The sequence below is a fragment of the Streptomyces sp. NPDC059534 genome (genome assembly GCF_042743475.1).
Taxonomy (GTDB): Bacteria; Actinomycetota; Actinomycetes; order Streptomycetales; family Streptomycetaceae; genus Streptomyces.
Window position 1 is genome coordinate 139,447 of the sequence record NZ_JBHWAQ010000018.1, and the last position, 20,058, is coordinate 159,504.

General features: G+C 71.0%; 18 protein-coding genes, 1 tRNA gene and 1 riboswitch. Of the genes, 5 read left to right on the forward strand and 14 right to left on the reverse strand.

Annotation, left to right across the window (positions count from 1 at the left end; all coding sequences use genetic code 11):
* Positions 1–24: 24 nt before the first annotated feature.
* On the reverse strand, positions 25–354 hold the full coding sequence (locus ACFVZH_RS22050) for a hypothetical protein (RefSeq protein ID WP_384899380.1): 330 nt from the start codon (positions 352–354) through the stop codon (positions 25–27).
* 108 nt (positions 355–462) lie between these two features.
* Between ACFVZH_RS22050 and ACFVZH_RS22055 the strand changes: the two genes are divergently transcribed.
* The gene (locus ACFVZH_RS22055; protein ID WP_017241213.1) at positions 463–693 is read left to right on the forward strand and encodes a DUF4287 domain-containing protein; all 231 of its coding nucleotides are present in this window, start codon (positions 463–465) and stop codon (positions 691–693) included.
* A 27-nt stretch (positions 694–720) separates the two neighbouring features.
* Here ACFVZH_RS22055 and ACFVZH_RS22060 read toward each other — a convergent pair whose 3' ends face one another.
* Entirely contained in the window at positions 721–1,593 is an 873-nt protein-coding gene (locus ACFVZH_RS22060; RefSeq protein WP_384899382.1) for an alpha/beta fold hydrolase, read from the reverse strand.
* A 102-nt stretch (positions 1,594–1,695) separates the two neighbouring features.
* Here ACFVZH_RS22060 and ACFVZH_RS22065 point away from each other — a divergent pair, with 102 nt between their 5' ends.
* Positions 1,696–2,259, forward strand: a complete 564-nt coding sequence (locus ACFVZH_RS22065; protein ID WP_384899384.1) for a TetR/AcrR family transcriptional regulator — start codon at positions 1,696–1,698, stop codon at positions 2,257–2,259.
* A 65-nt stretch (positions 2,260–2,324) separates the two neighbouring features.
* Here ACFVZH_RS22065 and ACFVZH_RS22070 read toward each other — a convergent pair whose 3' ends face one another.
* Together ACFVZH_RS22070 and ACFVZH_RS22075 are read right to left on the reverse strand one after the other, a co-directional pair.
* A complete protein-coding gene (locus ACFVZH_RS22070; RefSeq protein ID WP_384899386.1) occupies positions 2,325–3,227 on the reverse strand; it encodes a Bax inhibitor-1/YccA family protein in 903 nt (300 codons plus the stop codon).
* 174 nt (positions 3,228–3,401) lie between these two features.
* Positions 3,402–3,485 (reverse strand) — tRNA-Leu (locus ACFVZH_RS22075).
* 390 nt (positions 3,486–3,875) lie between these two features.
* On the opposite strand from ACFVZH_RS22075, the gene ACFVZH_RS22080 reads away from it, so the two are divergent.
* The gene (locus tag ACFVZH_RS22080; protein WP_384899388.1) at positions 3,876–4,646 is read left to right on the forward strand and encodes an ABC transporter ATP-binding protein; all 771 of its coding nucleotides are present in this window, start codon (positions 3,876–3,878) and stop codon (positions 4,644–4,646) included.
* Between the two features lie 61 nt (positions 4,647–4,707).
* A complete protein-coding gene (locus ACFVZH_RS22085; RefSeq protein ID WP_384899390.1) occupies positions 4,708–7,239 on the forward strand; it encodes an ABC transporter permease in 2,532 nt (843 codons plus the stop codon).
* 55 nt (positions 7,240–7,294) lie between these two features.
* Here the strand turns inward: ACFVZH_RS22085 and ACFVZH_RS22090 are convergent, their stop codons facing one another.
* The 9 genes from ACFVZH_RS22090 to ACFVZH_RS22130 all read right to left on the reverse strand — a co-directional run bounded on the left by ACFVZH_RS22090 (position 7,295) and on the right by ACFVZH_RS22130 (position 17,752).
* The gene (locus ACFVZH_RS22090) at positions 7,295–8,596 is read right to left on the reverse strand and encodes a class I SAM-dependent methyltransferase (protein WP_384899392.1); all 1,302 of its coding nucleotides are present in this window, start codon (positions 8,594–8,596) and stop codon (positions 7,295–7,297) included.
* Positions 8,597–8,770: 174 nt separating this feature from the next.
* Positions 8,771–10,150, reverse strand: coding sequence for an NAD(P)/FAD-dependent oxidoreductase (locus ACFVZH_RS22095; protein WP_384899394.1), 1,380 nt, complete (start codon positions 10,148–10,150; stop codon positions 8,771–8,773).
* Between the two features lie 369 nt (positions 10,151–10,519).
* Positions 10,520–11,434, reverse strand: coding sequence for an exopolyphosphatase (locus ACFVZH_RS22100; protein WP_384899395.1), 915 nt, complete (start codon positions 11,432–11,434; stop codon positions 10,520–10,522).
* A complete protein-coding gene (locus tag ACFVZH_RS22105) occupies positions 11,431–11,997 on the reverse strand; it encodes a DUF501 domain-containing protein (RefSeq protein ID WP_384899397.1) in 567 nt (188 codons plus the stop codon). Before ACFVZH_RS22105 ends, ACFVZH_RS22100 begins: the two co-directional genes overlap by 4 nt.
* Positions 11,998–12,040: 43 nt before the next feature.
* Positions 12,041–12,511, reverse strand: coding sequence for a septum formation initiator family protein (locus ACFVZH_RS22110; protein WP_384899399.1), 471 nt, complete (start codon positions 12,509–12,511; stop codon positions 12,041–12,043).
* 90 nt (positions 12,512–12,601) lie between these two features.
* Positions 12,602–13,888, reverse strand: coding sequence for a phosphopyruvate hydratase (eno, locus tag ACFVZH_RS22115; protein ID WP_384899401.1), 1,287 nt, complete (start codon positions 13,886–13,888; stop codon positions 12,602–12,604).
* 287 nt (positions 13,889–14,175) lie between these two features.
* Positions 14,176–14,874, reverse strand: a complete 699-nt coding sequence (locus ACFVZH_RS22120) for a transglycosylase family protein (protein WP_384899403.1) — start codon at positions 14,872–14,874, stop codon at positions 14,176–14,178.
* A 3-nt stretch (positions 14,875–14,877) separates the two neighbouring features.
* Positions 14,878–15,051: riboswitch (cyclic di-AMP (ydaO/yuaA leader) on the reverse strand.
* A 258-nt stretch (positions 15,052–15,309) separates the two neighbouring features.
* A complete protein-coding gene (locus tag ACFVZH_RS22125) occupies positions 15,310–16,374 on the reverse strand; it encodes a transglycosylase family protein (protein WP_384899405.1) in 1,065 nt (354 codons plus the stop codon).
* A gap of 118 nt (positions 16,375–16,492) precedes the next feature.
* Positions 16,493–17,752, reverse strand: a complete 1,260-nt coding sequence (locus tag ACFVZH_RS22130) for a cytochrome P450 (RefSeq protein ID WP_384899407.1) — start codon at positions 17,750–17,752, stop codon at positions 16,493–16,495.
* An 87-nt stretch (positions 17,753–17,839) separates the two neighbouring features.
* Here ACFVZH_RS22130 and ACFVZH_RS22135 point away from each other — a divergent pair, with 87 nt between their 5' ends.
* The gene (locus ACFVZH_RS22135; RefSeq protein ID WP_384899409.1) at positions 17,840–19,051 is read left to right on the forward strand and encodes a globin domain-containing protein; all 1,212 of its coding nucleotides are present in this window, start codon (positions 17,840–17,842) and stop codon (positions 19,049–19,051) included.
* A gap of 13 nt (positions 19,052–19,064) precedes the next feature.
* Here the strand turns inward: ACFVZH_RS22135 and ACFVZH_RS22140 are convergent, their stop codons facing one another.
* Positions 19,065–20,045 (reverse strand): nucleoside triphosphate pyrophosphohydrolase, encoded by a 981-nt coding sequence (locus tag ACFVZH_RS22140; protein ID WP_384899410.1) that lies wholly within the window; start codon positions 20,043–20,045, stop codon positions 19,065–19,067.
* Between the last annotated feature and the right edge of the window lie 13 nt (positions 20,046–20,058).

Consider the following 20,058-nt stretch of genomic DNA (forward strand, 5'->3'; position numbering starts at 1 on the left):
CGCCGGGGGCCGGGACACCGCGTCCTACAGCCCCGCGCGCTCCATCGCCTCCCGAACCAGCCCCACGGCCTCGCCGAGCTCCCCCTCACGGGAGCCGTCCGGGGCCGTTCGCATGATCTCGGCGAGGTCGTTGCCGGCGACGAGGAGCTGGTCGGCGACGGTGAAGACCCCCGCGTCCGGCATGGCCCTCGGCTCCCGTCCGGGCTCCTCGGCGCGCTGGGCGCGCGCCGCCAGTTCGCGGGCCAGGGCCAGTCCCTCGGCGGCGGCACCACGCTGGAGCCGGCTCTGCGGGGCGGTCCGCAGCCGGTCGGCGAAGCGCTCGACGGCGGCGGTCAGTTCACTCGTATCGCGCACCCCGCGACCCTACGCGCCGTCCCGGGCCCCTTGCCAACGGGCGAACCCTTGGGCACGGTGACGGGAAGAACACGAGGAGCACACGGTACGACGCGTCCGGAGGCGCCGATGTCCCAGACTTTCTCCGCGGAGACCCACCGCAACATGCTGGCCCGCATCCCGCGCCGCACCGGCCGTGAGATCGCCGACTGGATGCGCACCGTCGAGGAGGGGCCCTCCCTCCTCCGCTTCGAGGAGCGGGTGAACTGGCTCCGCGGGGCGCACGACCTCGCGTACGGCCACGCCAAGGCGATCCTCCACGAGTACGACCTGCGGCGGGCGGCGCGCAGACTGCTCTGAGCCGCGCGCCGGCCCCGCCCCGGCGGATCACTTCACATGCCGGCCGAGGAAGTCGCGGACGAGTCCGGCGATCTCCTCTCCGTGCGTCTCCAGGGCGAAGTGCCCGGCGTCCAGGAGGTGGATCTCGGCGTCCGGCAGGTCGCGGGCGAACGCCTCCGCGCCGGCTGGCCCGAAGATCTCGTCACCGCGCCCCCAGGCCGCGAGCAGCGGCGGCCGGTGGGTGCGGAAGTACTCCTGGAAGGCCGGGTAGCCGTCCAGGTTGAACTGGTAGTCCCAGAACAGCTGGAGCTGGATCTCCTTGTTGCCGGGCCGGTCGAGGCCGGCCTGGTCCAGGGTCCAGGTCTCGGGGGCGATCCGGTCGAGCCGGTCGGCGGGCACGCCGTGGGTGTACTGCCAGCGGGTGGCCTCGGCGGTCAGCAGCTCCCGCACCGCGGCCTCGTTCGCGGCGCGGTCCTCGGCGTGGGCGAAGAGCACGTCCCAGAAGGGCGTGAAGCCCTCCCGGTAGGCGTTGCCGCTCTGGCTGACGATCGCGGTGACGCGCTCGGGGTGCCGGGAGGCGATCCGCAGGCCGATCGGGGCGCCGTAGTCCTGGATGTAGAGCGCGAAGCGCTCCACGCCCAGCCGGTCGAGGAGCCCGAGCGTGATCTCGGTGAGCCTCTCGAAGCCATACGCGAAGTCCTCGACGGCCGGTGCGGCGGAGGCGCCGAAGCCGATGTGGTCGGGGGCGATCAGATGGTACGAGTCGGCGAGCTCGGCCAGGAGTCCCCGGTACATGTGCGAGCTGGACGGGAACCCGTGCAGCAGGACGAGGGTGGGGTTGGCCGGGTCGCCGGCCTCCCGATAGAAGACGTCGAGCCCGTCGACGGTGACGGTGTGGGCGCGCTGGGCGAAGGCGGACATGACTGACTCCCCGTTTCCGGTCTCCATGAGGAGAACGATCGTTCTCCCGATGCCCTGTAGACTACGAGAACGATGGTTCTCCACGCAAGGGGTGATCGGACGATGGACGCGGAAACCGCCGAGCTGAAGCTGCTCGACACCGCGGAACGGCTCTTCGACGAACGCGGGGTGCAGTCCGTCGGCATGGACGCCATCCGCACCGCGTCCGGGGTCTCCCTCAAGCGGCTCTACCAGGTCTTCCCCTCCAAGGAACTCCTGGTCGAGGCCGTCCTCAGGCGCCGCGACGAGGCCGTGCGGTCCGCCCTGACCGCCCATGGCGCCGAGGCCGCCGACGGGCCGTACGAGCGGGCTCTCGCGGTCTTCGACTGGCTGGCCGGCTGGTTCGCCGAGCCGGAGTTCCGGGGGTGCGCGTTCATCAACGCCTTCGGAGAGCTGGGCGGGGTCGCCCCGCAGGTCGCCGTGATCGCCCGCGACCACAAGGAGGCCCTGCGGGCGTACTTCGCCGAGCAGACAGACGCCCTCGGCGCCCCGCCCCTCCTCGCCGACCAGCTGGCCCTGCTCGCCAACGGCGCCATGGCCGTCGCGGGCATCACCGGCTCCCCCGGGCCCGCCGCCCAGGCGAAGGCGGCGGCCCGCGTCCTCCTCGACGCGGCACGGCCTTCCTGAGCACACGCGAAAGGGCCCGCCCGGCACGAAGCCGGACGGGCCCTTCCCCCGAGTCAGGGGGTGCGTCAGTCGTCGCCCTGCAGGATCGACAGCAGACGCAGCATCTCCAGGTAGATCCACACCAGGGTCATGGTGAGACCGAAGGCGGCCAGCCATGCCTCCTCGCGCGGCGCACCGTAGGTCACGCCGTCCTCGACCTGCTTGAAGTCGAGGGCGAGGAAGCAGGCACCGAGGATGACACCGACGATGCCGAAGACGATGCCGAGACCGCCGCTGCGGAAGCCGAGGCCGTCACCGCCGGCGAAGACCGCGAACAGCAGGTTGGCGACCATGAGCAGCATGAAGCCCATCGCGGCGGCCATCACGAAGCCGTAGAAGCGCCGGTTGACGCGGATCCAGCCCAGCTTGTAGGCGATGAGCACGCCGGCGAAGACCGCCATCGTGCCCAGGACCGCCTGGATGACCACGCCGTCGGCGATGTACGTCGACACGGCGGCCGAGATCACGCCGAGGAAGACACCCTCGAAGGCCGCGTAACCCAGGATCAGCGCCGGCGACGGCTTGCGCTTGAAGGACTGCACGAGCGACAGCACCAGGGCGACCAGGGCGGCGCCGATGGCGATGCCGTAGGACTTGCCGAGGTTCGCCGGGTCGACCGGCAGCAGCAGCCAGGACAGGACGGCGGTGAGCACGACCGTGCCGAGCGTCATGGCCGTACGGCTCACGACGTCGTCGATCGTCATCACGTTGCCGCGCGTCTGCTGCGGGGCCCCGAACTGGGTGTCCTGCGGCGCGTACGGGTTGGTCGCGTAGGGGTTCGTCGCACCCTCGGCATACGGGTTGCCGGTGGCGTACGGGTTGGTTCCGACGGCGGGGCCCCCGGCCTGCGGCTGCTGCGCGTTGACACCCGCGTAGCCGGTGTCGCGGCTGAACCCCCGTCGCGAGAAGACCGGGTTGCTGCTCCTCATCTCACTCCTCCATGGCAAGACCGCACGGCGCGGTCTTGCGTCAAGAGTAATGCGTAGGCAAAAGAAACTCCCTAGTGCTCGGGGAGGATCTTTTTCCGCCAGCTACCGATCTCCGTCGGCCACCGGCCGGCCCGTGAAGGCTCCGCCGGGCCACAGGCACCCGCCTGGGCCCGGTGGTGCCCGGAACCGGACTCGAACCGGTACGGCCAAAGGCCAGCGAGGTTTAAGCTCGCCGTGTCTGCGTTCCACCATCCGGGCGTCGACGCGAAGCTCCGCGTTGGCACAGGAGCCTATCGGGACGCTTCCCCCGTTCAGCGGAACATCGGCCCGATGTTGTCTTATTTTATTGACGTCTGAGGGTGCGTCAGTGCAGGTCGGGGCGTTTTCACCGAACTGTGACAGGGGTCGCAGGCGCAAAGCCGCACCCCTGGGAATGACGAAAAGTCGTCGCACTTCTGTCACCTCCGCCGAAAGCCCCGCACAGCGGGGCTCTCAGGGCCCCCGTCATACCTCAGGAGGACCGGCCGGCCCTCCGGTCAGACTCGAGAGGGCCCCGGGAACGGGCACGTGGACGGACGCTCCCGGCCGAAACGCCCGACACGATGGAGGGGTTCCCGCAACAGCCCCGCAGTGACAGGAGTCCTCCTCGTGACCACCACCCCCACCGTGTCCCGCGCCACCGCGGTGGCCGCCCGCGCCACGGATCTGTCGAAGGTCTACGGACAGGGCGAGACCCAGGTGGTCGCGCTCGACCATGTCACCGTCGACTTCCGGCAGGGCGAGTTCACCGCGATCATGGGCCCCTCCGGCTCCGGCAAGTCGACGCTGATGCACTGCGTCGCCGGCCTGGACTCCTTCTCCTCCGGCTCGGTGCGCATCGGCGACACCGAGCTGTCCACCCTGAAGGACAAGCAGCTCACCCAGCTGCGCCGGGACAAGATCGGCTTCATCTTCCAGGCGTTCAACCTGCTGCCGACCCTGACCGCCCTGGAGAACATCACGCTGCCGATGGACATCGCCGGCCGCAAGCCCGACAAGCAGTGGGTCCAGCAGGTCATCGACATGCTCGGTCTCTCGGGCCGGCTGAGCCACCGGCCCGGCGAGCTCTCCGGCGGCCAGCAGCAGCGCGTGGCCGTGGCCCGCGCCCTGGCCTCCCGCCCCGAGATCATCTTCGGTGACGAGCCGACCGGAAACCTGGACTCCCGCTCCGGCGCCGAGGTCCTCGGCTTCCTGCGCAACTCGGTCCGCGAACTGGGCCAGACCGTCGTCATGGTCACCCACGACGCCATGGCCGCCGCCTACGCGGACCGCGTGATCTTCCTCGCGGACGGCCGGATCGTCGACGAGATGCTCCGCCCCACGGCGGACGGCGTCCTCGACCGGATGAAGGCATTCGACGCCAAGGGCCGCACGAGCTGAGACGGCGGCACCGCCGCACCCCCGCCCGCCGCCCTCCCTCCCCTTCCTCCAGGACACACCCATGTTCCGTACCGCCCTGCGCAACGTCCTCGCGCACAAGGCGAGACTGCTGATGACCGTCCTCGCCGTGATGCTCGGCGTGGCCTTCGTCTCCGGCACCCTCGTCTTCACCGACACCCTCTCCAGCGCCTTCCGCAACCAGTCGGCGAAGAGCTACGACGACGTCGCCGTCGCCGTCGACATGTACCCGAACCCCGAGGAGGCCCGGAAGGCCCCCGGCCTCTCCCGGCAGGACGTCGACAAGGTCGCGAAGCTCGACGGGGTCGTCTCCGTCGCCCCCCGCGTCGACGGCTTCGCCGGTGTGCCCGACAAGGACGGCAAGCTGATCGGCAGCGGCTGGTCGAACAAGGGCACCAACTTCGCCCCCGGCAAGGACGGCAAGGACCGCTCGTACGTCTTCACCACGGGCGCGGGCCCGGCCGAAGCCGGCCAGATCGCGCTCGACAAGGACACCGCCGACAAGGGCGGTTACAAGGTCGGCGACACCGTCCGCGTCGCCACCAACGGCCCGGTGAAGGAGTACACCCTCTCCGGTGTCTTCACCACCGAGGACGGCGCCGTCAACGCCGGCGGCAGCCTGGTCGTCTTCGACACCGCCGTCGCCCAGAAGCTCTACCTGAAGCCCGGCTACTTCCAGAGCATGACCGTCACCGCCGCCCCCGGCGCGGACGCCGACAAGCTCCTCGCCGAGGTCCTGAAGGTCGTCCCGAAGTCGGCCACCGCGCAGACCGGCCAGGCCCTCGCCGACGAGCAGGCCCAGCAGATCGAGTCCGGCCTCGGCGCGCTCAACCAGGTCCTCCTGGGCTTCGCCGGCATCGCGCTCTTCGTCGGCATCTTCCTGATCTCCAACACCTTCACCATGCTGGTCGCCCAGCGCACCAAGGAACTGGCCCTGATGCGCGCGGTCGGTGCCTCGCGCAAGCAGATCACCCGCTCCGTCCTCGCCGAGGCCGGCCTCGTCGGCCTGCTCGCCTCCGCCGTCGGCTACGTCCTCGGCATCGGCCTGGCCGTCGGACTCCGCTCGGCCATGAGCGCCTTCGACATGAAGGTCCCGGCCGGCGACCTCGTCCTCGGCGCCACCCCGGCCGTCAGCGCCTTCGCCGTCGGCGTCCTGATCACGATGCTCGCCGCCTGGCTGCCCGGCCGCCGCGCCGCGAAGATCCCGCCGGTCGCCGCCATGAGCAGCGTCCACGCCGCCGCGAGCACCAAGTCGCTCGTCGTCCGGAACTCCCTCGGCGCCGCGCTCACCGCGATCGGTGTCGTGCTGATCGTGCTCGGCGCGGGCAAGGGCGGCGACGACGGCCGCATGCTCATCGCGGGCGGCGCGTTCCTCACCCTCATCGGTGTGATCGTGCTGATCCCGTTCCTGTCCCGGCCGGTGATCGCCGTGATCCGCCCGGTCTTCGTGAACCTCTTCGGGGTCTCCGGCAAGCTCGCCGGCCTCAACGCGGTCCGAAACCCGCGCCGCACCGGCGCCACCGCCTCCGCGCTCGCCATCGGCCTGACCCTCGTCACCGGCCTCTCGGTGCTCGGCGCGACCGTCGGCTCGGCCCTCGACAAGGTGACGACCGACCAGATCAAGGCCGACTACATGGTCTCCATGGCCAGCGGCAACGGTCTGAGCCAGGAGGCGCTGACCGCCCTGGAGAAGGCACCCGGCGTCACCGCGCTCTCCCCGCAGCAGGCGGGCGCCTTCGAGCTGAAGGGCTCGTACGTCTCGGTCTCCGGCGTCACCCCCGGCGACATCGGCAAGGTCCTCAAGCTGGACGTCGTGAAGGGTTCGCTGGACTCCCTCGGCGGGAACACGATCGCCGTCGACGACGACGTCGCCGCGAAGCGCGGCCTGAAGGTCGGCGACAGCGTCCCGGTCGAGTACCTCGACAAGCAGAAGGGCAAGCTGACCGTCGGCGCGGTCTACGAGGCCAACGAGTTCGTCTCGCCGGTCCTCGCCGACCACGCGCTGGTCACCGCGCACGAGGAGCAGGCGGAGATCCGCCAGATCTTCGTCTCCACCGACGGCGGCGCGAGCGCGGCCCACGAGCAGGCCCTGTCGAAGGCCATGGGCGACAACCCGGCGATCACGGTGATGGACCACAAGGACATCCGCGACTCCTTCGGCGGCCCGATCAACATGATGCTCAACATCATGTACGGCCTGCTCGGCATGGCCCTGATCATCGCCGTCCTGGGTGTCGTCAACACCCTCGCGATGTCCGTCTTCGAGCGCCAGCAGGAGATCGGCATGCTGCGGGCGATCGGTCTCGACCGGCGCCGTGTGAAGCGGATGGTCCGTCTGGAGGCCGTGGTCATCTCGGTGTTCGGCGCGGTCGTCGGCATCGGCCTCGGCTCGTTCCTCGGCTGGGCGATCGGCGAGACGTTCAAGAGCAGCCTGCCGGGCTACGCCCTGGTCCTGCCCTGGGACCGGATCGGTCTCTTCCTGGTCCTGGCGGCCCTGGTCGGCGTCCTCGCCTCGCTGTGGCCGGCCCGCAGCGCGGCCAGGCTGAACATGCTCTCCGCCATCAAGGCCGAGTAGCCGCGGGCGCGCGAAGGGCCGGTCTCCCCTCGGGGGAGGCCGGCCCTTCGGCGTGTCAGTCCCGCTTCTCGTTCCAGACGCGCGGCCGCAGCGCCGTGCCGCTCTTCCCCGACACCGGGGTCCGCACGGCGAGGAACTGGTTCACGCCGATCCGGTTGCGCTCGAAGGAGACGGCCGAGGCGGCCATGTAGAGCCGCCAGATCCTGGCCCGGCCGGGCGAGGTGAACCGGACCGCCCGGTCCCAGTCACGCTCCAGGTTGGCCACCCAGCGGCGCAGGGTGAGGGCGTAGTGCTCGCGGATCGCCTCGACGTCCCGGACCTCGAAGCCGGCGTCCTCCAGGGTGGACAGGGTCCGTCCCATGGGGGCGAGTTCGCCGTCGGGGAAGACGTACGCGTCGATGAACGGGTCGACCTCGTACGCCCCCTCGTCGGGTTCGGGGCGGCGGGAGATCTGGTGGTTGAGGAGCCGTCCGCCGGGCCTGAGGAGCCCGTACAGCGTGTCGGCGTACTCCCGGTACCGCACGGCGCCGACGTGCTCGGCCATGCCGATCGAGGAGATCGCGTCGTACGGGCCGTCGGCGACGTCCCGGTAGTCCTGGACCCGGATCTCGATCCGGTCGGTGAGGCCCTCTTCGGCGATCCGTTTGCGGGCGTAGGCGGCCTGTTCGCGGGAGAGGGTGATGCCGACGACCTTGGCGCCGTACTCGCGGGCGGCGTGCAGGGCCATGGAGCCCCAGCCGCAGCCCACGTCGAGGAGCCGGTCGCCCTCCCGGAGGTTCAGTTTGCGGGCGATGAGGTCCAGCTTGTCGCGCTGGGCGTCTTCCAGGGTCCCGTCCTCGGTCCAGTAGGCGCACGAGTAGACCATCGACGGGCCGAGGACCAGCTCGTAGAAGTCGTTGCCCACGTCGTAGTGGTGGCTGATCGCCTGCTTGTCGCGGCGCCGGGTGTGCCGGCCGCCGCTGCGGCCGCGGATCTCCTCGGCCGGCGGCTTCGGCGGCGGCAGGGGGCCGGCGATCCGGAGCAGCGTGCCGGCGGCGGCGCGGAGCCGGGGGTCGCGTACGGAGTCCAGCAGGCTCCTGGTGTCCTCCCCGCGCTCCCAGAGCAGGCCCGAGAGCCGGTCCAGGGCGTCGTACAGGTCGCCCTCGACGTCGATCTCGCCGGCCACCCAGGCGCGGGCCAGGCCCAGTTCGCCGGGTTTCCAGATCATCCTCCGCAGGGCGCGGCGGTCGCGGACGATCAGGACGGGGCCGCCGGCGGGGCCGGCTTCGCTGCCGTCCCAGGCTCGCAGGCGTAGGGGGAGCGGTTGACCCAGCAGCTCCTCGGCGAGTGTCGTCAGCCGCGACGCGGCGTCGGCCATGGTGCACACCTCCGTGATCTCGTGCCCCAGAAATGCTCGTCACCAAGGGAACACCGTCCGTAGGCGTTTGCAGTCCCGCCGCAGCGCAACAAGTCGGCAAAACACGCGAAGGGCCGTCCGCACCACGGATGGCGGACGGCCCTTGCGGGGGGTACTGCGGGTGCTGCGGGTGCCTTAGGAAGCCTTGGCCTTCTCCTGGGCCGGGGCGGCCGGCGCGGGGGCGGGCTTGGCGGCCTCGTAGAACTCCTCGCGGGGGGTCTCCATGGCGCCCAGGGAGACGACCTCGCGCTTGAGGAACATCGCGAGGGTCCAGTCGGCGAAGACGCGGATCTTGCGGTTCCAGGTCGGCATCGCCATGCCGTGGTAGCCACGGTGCATGTACCAGGCGAGACGGCCCTTGAGCTTGATCTTCACCTTGCCCACGACGATCATCGCGACGCCCTTGTGCAGACCGAGTCCGGCCACGGCGCCCTTGTTGGCGTGGCTGTACTCCTTCTGCGGGAAGCCGCGCATGCCGGCCACCACGTTGTCGCCGAGGACCTTGGCCTGGCGCAGCGCGTGCTGGGCGTTCGGCGGGCACCAGGCGTTCGGGTTGCCCGCCTTGCGGCCGACCATGTCCGGGACCTGGGCGTTGTCGCCCGCGGCCCAGGCGTAGTCGAGGCCGTTGATCTGGAGCTTCTCGTTGCAGTCCACGTGGCCGCGGGGGCCGAGCGGCAGACCGAAGCGGGAGAGCGCCGGGTTCGGCTTCACGCCGGCGGTCCACACGATCGTGTTGGAGTCGACCTCGAGGCCGTTCTTCAGCACGACGTGGCCGTCGACGCAGGAGTCCATCGAGGTCTCGAGGTAGATCTCGATACCGCGGCCCTCGAGGTGCTCCTTGCCGTACTGGCCGAGCTTCGGGCCCACCTCGGGGAGGATCTTGTCGGCCGCGTCGACCAGGACGAAGCGCATGTCCTCGCGCGACACGTTCTGGTAGTACTTCGCGGCGTCGCGGGCCAGGTCCTCGACCTCGCCGATGGTCTCCGCGCCGGCGAAGCCGCCGCCCACGAAGACGAAGGTCAGCGCCTTGCGGCGGACCTCCTCGTCGGTCGTCGAGTCGGCCTTGTCGAGCTGCTCGAGGACGTGGTTGCGCAGGCCGATGGCCTCCTCGATGCCCTTCATGCCGATGCCCTGCTCGGCGAGGCCGGGGATCGGGAAGGTGCGGGAGACCGCGCCCATGGCGATGACCAGGTAGTCGAACGGCAGCTCGTACGCCTCGCCGACGAGCGGCGCGATCGTGGCGACCTTGCGGTCCTGGTCGATGGTGGTGACCCGACCGGTGAGCACCTCGGCTCCGCGGACGACGCGTCGCAAGGGGACGACGACGTGACGCGGCGAGATGCTGCCGGCGGCGGCTTCGGGGAGGAAGGGCTGGTAGGTCATGTACGACCGCGGGTCGACGACCGTGACGGTCGCCTCCGCATAGCGCATCTTCTTGAGGATGCGCCGAGCTGCGTACAGGCCTACGTACCCGCCGCCTACTACGAGGATCCTGGGACGCTCCGTGGTGCTCATGGGATCGAGTATCCACCCCTGCTGAGGGGGGTGCTCGTGCGCCCCTTCACAAGGTTCGGGGGCACCTCTGCTACACTCCGCCGCCCACGTGATCCACGTCATGGTGCTGCAAAGGAACCGGGGTGCACTGGTGAACGTTGTTCACCCCCCGTGAACTGGCCTGGAGAGGGCCCGTTAACGCTGAACCGAGGGACCCGTTCACGCGATGGAAACATCGAGCGAATCGGCCTCCGCGCCTGCGAAAGGGCCCTGCGGCGCCCCTCGAAGGGGCTAAAGACCCCCCTCGGGCGCCATCAGGGCCCTTTTCCTTGTGAAGAACTTCACGAACTTTCCCGACGGGATGTCGCCGGGAGGCTCGATAGATGCCCGCTATGCCACGGATAGGGCGATCCCATCGAGGATGTCGTGCTCGCTGACGACGACCTCGTGGGCTCCGACCCGCTCGACGATCTCCCGCAGGACGAGCGCCCCGGCGATGATCACGTCGACCCGGCCGGGGTGGATGACGGGGATCGCGGCCCGCTCCGCGTGCGTGGAGGAGAGCAGCCGCTCGGTGACCTCGGCGATCTGCCCGGCGGAGATCCGCGCGTGGTGGATCTTCGTCGAGTCGTACTCGGTGAGCCCGAGGGCGATCGCGGCGACCGTGGTGACCGAGCCGGCGAGCCCGACGAGGGTCCCGGCCGAGGTGATCGGCACGGTCTCGGCGGCCAGGTCGAGCGCGGCCCGCACGTCGGCGCGGATCGCGTCGGCCTCCTCGGCGGTCGGCGGGTCGTGGCGCACGTGCCGCTCGGTGAGCCGGACGCAGCCGACGTCGACCGAGCGGGCGGCCTCGACGTGCCTGTTGCCGGTGACGAACTCGGTGGAGCCGCCGCCGATGTCCACGACGAGGTACGTCTCCATGCCGTGCAGCTCGCCGGTGGCGCCGGTGAAGGAGAACGCGGCCTCCTGGTCGCCGGTGATCACCTCGGGCTCGACGCCGAGGATCTCCACGACCCCGTTCACGAAGTCCTCGCGGTTCTCGGCGTCCCGGGAGGCGGAGGTGGCGACGAAGCGGAGCCGCTCGGCGCCCAGGTCCCTGATGATCCCGGCGTACTCGCGGCAGGCCGCGAAGGTGCGCTCCAGTGCTTCCGGGGCGAGCCGGCCCGTCTTGTCGACGCCCTGGCCGAGCCGGACGATCGTCATCCGCCGGTCCAGCTCGACGAGGTCGCCCGTCTCGGGGTGGACGTCGGCGACGAGGAGGCGGATGGAGTTCGTACCGCAGTCGATTCCGGCGACCCGGGTCACTCGCCCCGCCCCTCTTCCCCGTCGGCGTCCTTGCCGGCTTCCTTGTCGGCGCACGGGGTGACGCAGGGGCCCTTCGCCCACCACTCCGGCAGCATCGCGAGGGCCTCGTCGCCGAACGGGTTCACGCCCGGGCCGGCGGCCAGCGAGTGGCCGACCAGGACGTGCAGGCACTTGACCCGGTCCGGCATGCCGCCGGCGCTCGGGAAGCCCTCCAGGACCTCGATGGCGTCCCGGCGGGCGATGTAGTCCTCGTGCGCGGCCCGGTAGGCGGCGGCGAGCTCCGGGTCGGTGGCGAGCCGGGCCTGCATCTCCTTCATGACCCCGTTGGCCTCCAGGGTGCCGATGGCCGAGGCCGCCCGGGGGCAGGTGAGGTAGTACGTCGTCGGGAACGGGGTGCCGTCGGGGAGCCGCGGCGCGGTCTCGACGACGTCCGGGTTGCCGCACGGGCAGTGGTGCGCGATGGCGCGCAGGCCGCGGGGCGGCCGGCCGAGCTGGAGCTCGAAGGCGGCGATGTCCTTCTCGGTGGGCTCGGTGCGTTCGGTCTGCGGAGGGGGCGTTTCCATGTCTGCCTTGTTCGTGTGTCGGGTCGGCCACCAAGCGGCCTGGTCAGGGGCGGTCGGCGCGGTCGACGCCGTCCCAGAGGTTGTCGTACCAGGGGCGGTCGGCCGCTCCCTGGTCGGTGCGGGGCCGCTGCTCCGCGTCGGGGTCGTCCACGGTGAAGCCGGTCTCGCCGGGCAGCAGGTAGTGCAGGTGTTCGCGGGCGAGGCGGCGGACGTAGGCCGGGTCCTGGAGGCGGGCCTTCTCGTCCCTGAGCTCCTCGACCCGCCGGGCGGCCTCGGCGGCCCTGCGCTCCTGTTCGGCGATCTCGCCCTGCTGGGAGACGTAGCTCCGCATGGGATAGGCGAGGGCCACGACGAGGGAGCAGACGACCAGCGCGAGGAAGGCCGCACGGCCGGTGAGCCGGGAGCGGCGGGCCTGACGGCGGGTCTGGGAGCGGTAGACACGGGCGGCGGTCTGCTCGCCGAGCAGCCTGATCCGGGTCGCGGTCGAGAACCGGTCCCGGTCCTTCGCGGCCATGTCGTGTCGCCTCCCCTGTTCACGCGGACGTCCCCGCACACGGTACGGGACCGAGTGCGGGGACGGACGGAACTACCGGGTGTGACGCTGTCAGCCCTTGAAGCGCGGGAAGGCGCTGCGGCCGGCGTAGACCGCGGCGTCGTCGAGGATCTCCTCGATGCGCAGCAGCTGGTTGTACTTGGCGACGCGGTCCGAGCGGGCCGGGGCGCCGGTCTTGATCTGACCGCAGTTCACCGCGACGGCGAGGTCGGCGATGGTGACGTCCTCGGTCTCGCCGGAGCGGTGGGACATCATGCACTTGAAGCCGTTGCGCTGGGCCAGCTCGACGGCGTCCAGGGTCTCGGTCAGCGAGCCGATCTGGTTGACCTTGACCAGGAGGGCGTTCGCGGTGCCCTCCTCGATGCCGCGGGCGAGGCGCTCCGGGTTGGTGACGAAGAGGTCGTCGCCGACGATCTGGACCTTGGCGCCCAGCTTGTCGGTGAGGACCTTCCAGCCGGCCCAGTCGTCCTCGTACAGCGGGTCCTCGATGGAGACCATCGGGTACGCGGAGACGAGCTCCTCGTAGTACTCGGTCATCTCGGCGGCCGAGCGGGACTTGCCCTCGAACTCGTAGACGCCGTCCTTGTAGAACTCGGACGCGGCGACGTCGAGCGCGAGCGCGACGTCGGTGCCCGGGGCGTAGCCGGCCTCCTTGATGGCCTCGATGATGAGGTCCAGGGCGGCGCGGTTCGACTCCAGGTTCGGGGCGAAGCCGCCCTCGTCGCCGAGGCCGGTGGAGAGGCCCTTGCGCTTCAGCACGCCCTTGAGGGTGTGGTAGATCTCCGCACCCCAGCGAAGGGCCTCGGAGAAGGACTCCGCGCCGATCGGGGCGATCATGAACTCCTGGATGTCCACGTTGGAGTCGGCGTGCGACCCACCGTTGAGGATGTTCATCATCGGAACGGGCAGCAGGTGCGCGTTCGGGCCGCCGAGGTAACGGAAGAGCGGCAGGTCGCTGGCCTCGGCGGCGGCGTGCGCGACGGCGAGGGAGACGCCGAGGATGGCGTTGGCGCCGAGCGAGCCCTTGTTCTCCGTGGCGTCCAGGTCGAACATGGCCTGGTCGATCAGGCGCTGCTCGGTGGCGTCGTAGCCGACGAGCTCCGGGCCGATCTGCTCGATGACGGCGAGGACGGCCTTCTCGACACCCTTGCCCTGGTAACGGTTGGGGTCACCGTCGCGGAGCTCGATGGCCTCGAAGGCACCGGTGGAGGCGCCGGACGGAACAGCAGCACGACCGGTGCTGCCGTCGTCGAGGCCGACCTCGACCTCGACCGTGGGGTTGCCTCGGGAGTCCAGGATTTCCCGGGCTACGACGACGTCGATGGACGGCACGAGCATCTCCTTCTGGGATGTGACGCTGGATGTGACGCAAGGTCGGTGCAGGGTCGCTTGGCCTTGCGACAAGAGCCTAACCGGCTCGGGGGCTCCCGCCCGCCGGGCGCCCGCACCCTGGGACGAAAAAGGACCCAAGGGCACGCATCTCGGGATGAAGGGCCCCAGATCTACTGGGCGGTAACCGCAGGATGTCCCGAACACTTCCCCCTATACACGGCGGAACCCCGGTCCGGCGTGCACGGGGGAGGGCACGCCGGACCGGGGTGGTCACCGCGGGAGGGTCGCCTGGCTCACTTGAGGCGGAGCTGCTGGCCCACGTAGATCAGGTCGGCGTCGTCGACGACGTCCTTGTTCAGCTCGAAGAGCTTCGCCCAGCCGCCCTGGACGCCGTGCGCCCGGGCGATGGTGCCGAGGGTGTCGCCGGGCTTGACCTGGTACTCGCCGTTGCCCTTCTTCACCGTCACGCCGGCCGGGGTGGTGACGGTCTTCGGGGTGGTCGCCTTCCGCGGGGTCTGCGGGGTCGTGACCTTCTTGGGGACCTGGCGCTGCTCGCTGCGGGTGGTCGGCTGCGAGACCTTGCGCTCGGGGGCGGGGGCCGCGGCGCCACCGGTGTAGGTGGTGCGGGAGAGGCCCACGCCACAGCTCGGCCAGGCACCCTTGCCCTGGCCCGCGAGGACCTTCTCGGCGACGGTGATCTGCTGCGACTTCGACGCCTGGTGGGCGTTGGGGGCGTAGGCGGTGCCGCCGTACGCGGCCCAGGTGGACGACGAGAACTGCAGGCCGCCGTAGTAGCCGTTGCCCGTGTTGATGGCCCAGTTGCCGCCGGACTCGCACTGGGCGACCCGGTCCCACTCGGAGACCGTGGCGGCCGAGGCGGTGCCCGCGGTCATCAGCGGGGCGGCGACGGCGACACCGGTGACGCCGACGAGCGTGGCGACCTGGGTGGCCTTGGAGGGACGACGGTGTTTGCCCTTGCCGGAAAACAGCATGGAGATTCTCCTCACCGACGCCTGCGAGGTGAGCTGTCGGGTTCGGGCCAATGAGTTGCCCGGCCGCGTGTCCTTGCACGCGACTTCACCCCAAGCCGATCGTCGGCCGTCTGTCTCAACGGCCGGGGCCGGCACTTACCTTGGGTCCCCCGCTCCTGCCTTCGGCGCTGACGCGACGACTGTTCCCATCGGCCGACGGCAGGATTCGGCGTTTCGGTCGACGGGGCCCGCGGTGGCGAGCGGTTACGACCGTAGACACAGACCCACCGGAAGTTCAAAGAGGCTCATTGCGGAAATATCGCCCCTACTTGCCCTCCGGTGGGGGGCGTTTGCGCAGGTGAGAGGTGACGGAGGCAAAGGTTACGGACAGGACACGCCAGTTGAGGCGAAGAGACCCATGTCTCACTTGCCCAGAACCGGACATACAGCCCCGAACTACCCTGCCGTCGTGACCGGATCCGCCGTCAGCTCAAGGCTCTGACCAGGCAGGATCAGGTCCGGATCGGCGCCTACCGTCCGCCGGTTGGCGTCATAGAGGGCCGTCCAGCCGCCGGGCAGTTCGTTCGACCGCGCGATGTCCGACAGGCTGTCGCCGGGCTGCACGGTGTACTCGCCCGAAGTGTCCTGAGTGTCCGTTGCGTCCGAATTCTTCACGCCGTCAGTCGAGGGCGCCGACGCGGGACTTTCGGCCGACTTGTCCTTGGAGGCATGCTTGCCTGATTCTGCCGAAGTGCCCGGTTTGCCGGTTTCCTCCGGAGCGGCCTCGCCCCGGTGCTTGCCGGATCCGGGCGTGGCCGACGACGCGTCACCCTCGGTCGCGTCGGGAGAGACGGGCGTACCGGGCGTAACGGACGTGTCGGGCGTGACCGGGGTCGTCGGCGCGCCCGGGGTCGTGGACGCGTCCGGGGTGACCGGCGCGGTCGGGGTGACCGAGGCGTTCGGGTCCTCGGGGACGGCGGGCGCGCTGGGCGCGGCCGTGGCGGCCTTCGCGCCCTTCGGCGTCCCGGCGGGCCGGAAGGCGCCGGCGGAGCCCGCGGGGAGGCCGGAGGTCCGGTTCGACTCGGCGACCGGCCCGGCGGGGGTCGTCGGGACGGCCGTCGGTCCGGGGTCCACCCCGGTGGCCTTGCCGTCGTTGGTCAGGCCGGCGATCGGCGCGCAGGTGGCCCACTCGGTGCTGCCCTTGGCAAGGGCCTTCTCGGCCACCGCGATCTGCTGGGCGCGGCTGGCCAGGTCGGGGCTGGGGGCGTAGGCCAGGCCACCGTTCCGCTCCCAGCTGTCCTGGGTGAACTGGAGGCCGCCGTACATCCCGTTGCCGAAGTTGGCACTCCACTGGCCACCGGATTCGCACTCGGCGACCCGGTCCCAGGTGGCGGCGTCGGCGGCGGAGGCGGACCCCGTGGCGAGCAGCGGCAGCGCCATCGCGGATCCGGTCACACCGGCGGCGACGACGAGGGCGGGGGCCTGACGGGGGCGACGGTGTCGTCCGTTCCCGGAACGCATAGAAGCGCCTTTCGCGTGACGGCTGAGACTGCGGCGAAACGTAGCGGTATTCGAACGCTCGTCACAAGTCGATGGACCCCCGATCACGTGAAGATCACATTTCTGATGCGGTGTCAGTTCACTTCCGGGGGGCGGAAGTGGAGAATTCCACCGGAAGCGTGCGCAATCCCCGCATGATGAGCCCACCACGCCACCGCAGTTCGTCCGGATCGACGGCAAGTCGCAGGTCCGGCAGGCGCGTCAGCAGCGTCGCGAGCGCGGTCTGCCCCTCCAGCCGGGCCAGGGGCGCGCCCAGGCAGTAGTGGATGCCGTGCCCGTACCCGAGGTGCTGGTTGTCGCGCCGGCCGAGGTCCAGCGTGTCCGCCCCCGCGAACCGCGCCGGGTCGCGGTTGGCCGCGGCGAGCACGACGAGGACCGGGTCCCCCGCCGGGATCTCCTGACCGCCGATCGTCAGCGCCCGCGTCGCGTACCGCCAGGTCGCCATCTCCACCGGCCCGTCGTACCGCAGCAGTTCCTCGACACCGGTCTCCAGCAGCCCCGGCTCCCCCGCCACGATCGACGCCTGGAGCCGCTCGCGCTCTCCGGGGTGGCGCAGCAGCTGGTAGACCCCGTTGCCGATGAGGTTCACGGTCGTCTCGAAACCGGCGAACAGAATGATGAAGGCCATGGCGGCGGCCTCGTTCTCGGTGAGGTGCTCGCCGTGGTCGGAGGCCCTGATGAGCCCCGAGATGAGGTCCTCGCCGGACTCCTCGCGCTTGCGGTGGATCAGCTCGGCGAGATAGCCGCGCATCTTCTTCACCGAGCGCGCGACCCCGCCGCGCGGCCCGCCGCCGTGGCGGATCATCATCCCCGCCCAGTCCCGGAAGTCGTCCTGGTCCTCCGGCGGCACGCCGAGGAGGTCGCAGATCGCGTAGATCGGCAGCGGGAACGCGAACTCGTGGATCAGGTCGGCGCTCCCCCGCTCGGCGAAGGAGTCGATGAGCCGGTCGGTCAGCTCCTGCACGCGCGGTGCGAACTCGGCGACCCGGCGCGGGGTGAACGCCTTCGACACGAGCCGCCGCAGCCGGGTGTGGTCGGGCGGGTCGATGTTGAGCAGGTGGGTCATCAGCTCGGCCTTGCGCTCGCCCGGGATGCCCGTCTTCCCCTTCGCGTGCGGGGACTCGTCGTGGTGCGCCGGGTTCTTGGAGAGCCGCTGGTCCGCGAGGGCCTGGCGGGCGTCGGCGTACCGGGTCACGAGCCATGCCTCGACGCCGCTGGGCAGCGTCGTCCGGTGCACCGGCGCGTGCTCCCGCAGCCAGGCGTAGGCGGGGTACGGATCGCTTGCGAACTCCCAGGTGAAGAGCTCGGGCGAGGGGGCGGGGCCGGGGGTTGTGCTCACGCCACGACCGTACAGGTCCGCTCCGGAGGGCACGTTCGTGGAGAACCTGTGATCAAGGGGTACAGGTCGTGCCCTAGATTCATGTCGGTGGATCCCCAGCTGCTCAGAGCTACGTTCGCCGTCGTCGAGAGACGCGCCGAACAAGCCGTCACCTTCTTCTACTCGCACCTCTTCTGGAACAACCCCGCCATGCGCGAGCTCTTCCCCGAGGAGATGCAGCCGCAGCGCGACCGGCTCTTCGCGGCGCTCACCCATGTCGTGACGCACCTGGAGGACCCCGGTCTCGCCGCCTACCTGGGACAGCTGGGGCGCGACCACCGCAAGTTCCTCGCCTCACCCGCGCTGTACGCCGCCGTCGGCGGGAGCCTGCTCGCCGCCTTCGCGCACGCCGCCGGCTCCGCCTGGACGAGGGAGGCGGAGAAGGCGTGGTCCGAGGCGTACGGCCTGGTCTCCGACCTGATGCTGGCCGGCGCCGACGAGGCGGCCGCGGCCGGCGAGCCGTCCTGGTGGGACGCGGACGTCGTCCGGCACCAGCGGTTCGGCGAGGACCTCGCCGTCCTCACCCTCCACCCCCGCCGCCCCCTGCCGTACCTCCCCGGGCAGTACGTCAGCGTCAGTTCGCTGCGCGTGCCCCGCGTCTGGCGCACCTACTCCCTCGCCAACGCGCCCCGCCCGGACGGCACGGTCGACCTGCACGTGAGCCGCATCCCGGGCGGCGCGATGAGCACCGCGCTCGTCGAGGAGACCGGCCCGGGCGACTTCCTGCGGCTCAGCGCCCCCGGCGGCGCACTCACCGCGCGGACGGAGCCGGGCGGGCTGCGCACCTACATATGCGCGGGTACGGGCTGGGCGCCGGTGAAGGCCCTCCTGGAGGAGGCGGCCGAGACCGAGCCGGAACTCGAAGGCCGGCTGTTCGTCGTGGCCCGCGCCAAGGAGTACCTGTACGGGCGCGACGACCTCGAACTCCTGAGGGAACGCCTCCCCCGCCTGAGCGTCACCTACATCACCTCGGCGCCCCGCCAGCGCCGCGACCAGGCCACCGAGCGGCTGCTCCAGGCCCTGCGCGCCTGCGTCCACTGGCCGGCCCACGACGTGTACCTCGCCGGGCCGCCCGCCTTCCACACGGAGGTCGGGGAGGTCCTGGAGGAACTGGGCACCGACCCGGACCGCGTCCACCACGACACCCTGCCGACCGTCGGCCGCTTCGCCACCCGCCCCGCCACCACGGCCGAACGCCTCCTCGGCCCGCCCCAGGTCCTCTGGCACAACCCGGAGGCCCGGGCCCCCCGCGACCGCTGAGCCGGCCGGGAGCTCAGCCCCCGAGGCCCTCCGCCGCGCGGATCGCGTCCCGATAGGTCCGCGCCGCCGCCCGCAGGGCCGCCTCCGGATCCACACCGGACTCCTCGGCGCGTGCCGCGAGGGCGAGCAGCTCGTACCCGATGCCCTCCTCGCCGGCCGGCCCGTCCGCCGGAAGGGCGACGTCGAGGCCCGCCGTCCTGACCCGCCCCGCCAGCTTCGCGGCGAGCGCGAGACCCGGCTGGCCGAGCGGGACGCCGTCGGTGACGGACTCCCGCTGCTTCTCGATCGCCTTGGTGCGCAGCCAGTGCGCCTTGACCTCCTCGGGGGTCTCGGCGGTCTCGTCCCCGAAGACGTGCGGATGCCGGTGGATCAGCTTCTCCACGAGCCGCCCGGCCACGTCGTCCACGGAGAACGGCTCCTCCGGGTCCTCCTCGGCGATCCGGGCGTGGAAGACGACCTGGAGAAGGACGTCCCCGAGCTCCTCGCGCAGCTCCTCCCGGTCGCCCTCCTCGATCGCCTCGACGAGTTCGTACGCCTCCTCGATGCCGTACTTGGCGAGCCCCTTGTGGGTCTGCTGCGAGGACCACGGGCAGTCGCGCCGGATGCGGTCCATGATCTGCACGACGTCGAGCAGACGGGCGCCGGGCAGGTCGTACGAGCCGGGCAGCAGCTCCAGGTCGGGCATCGACACACGGCCCGAGCCGGCGAGCCGCGCCAGGCCGTCGGTCAGCGCGCGATCGCCCTCGCCGGAGGGCAGCAGCAGGACCGTCCGGCCCCCGGCACACGCCTCGACGAGCTCCTCGGCGGTCGGCCGGGCGTGCTCGACGGCGACACCGGCCTCCCGCAGGTACGGCAGCTGGGGGTGGTCCTCGTCGGGGCAGAGCACCCGGTCGGCACCGTGCAGCGCCTGCCAGGCGGGCCAGGACAGGAGTCCGGGCGCCACACGGTGGCTGGCGGTGAGCAGGACGATGCGGCCGGGGCTCTCAGAAGTCACCCCTCGAACCTAC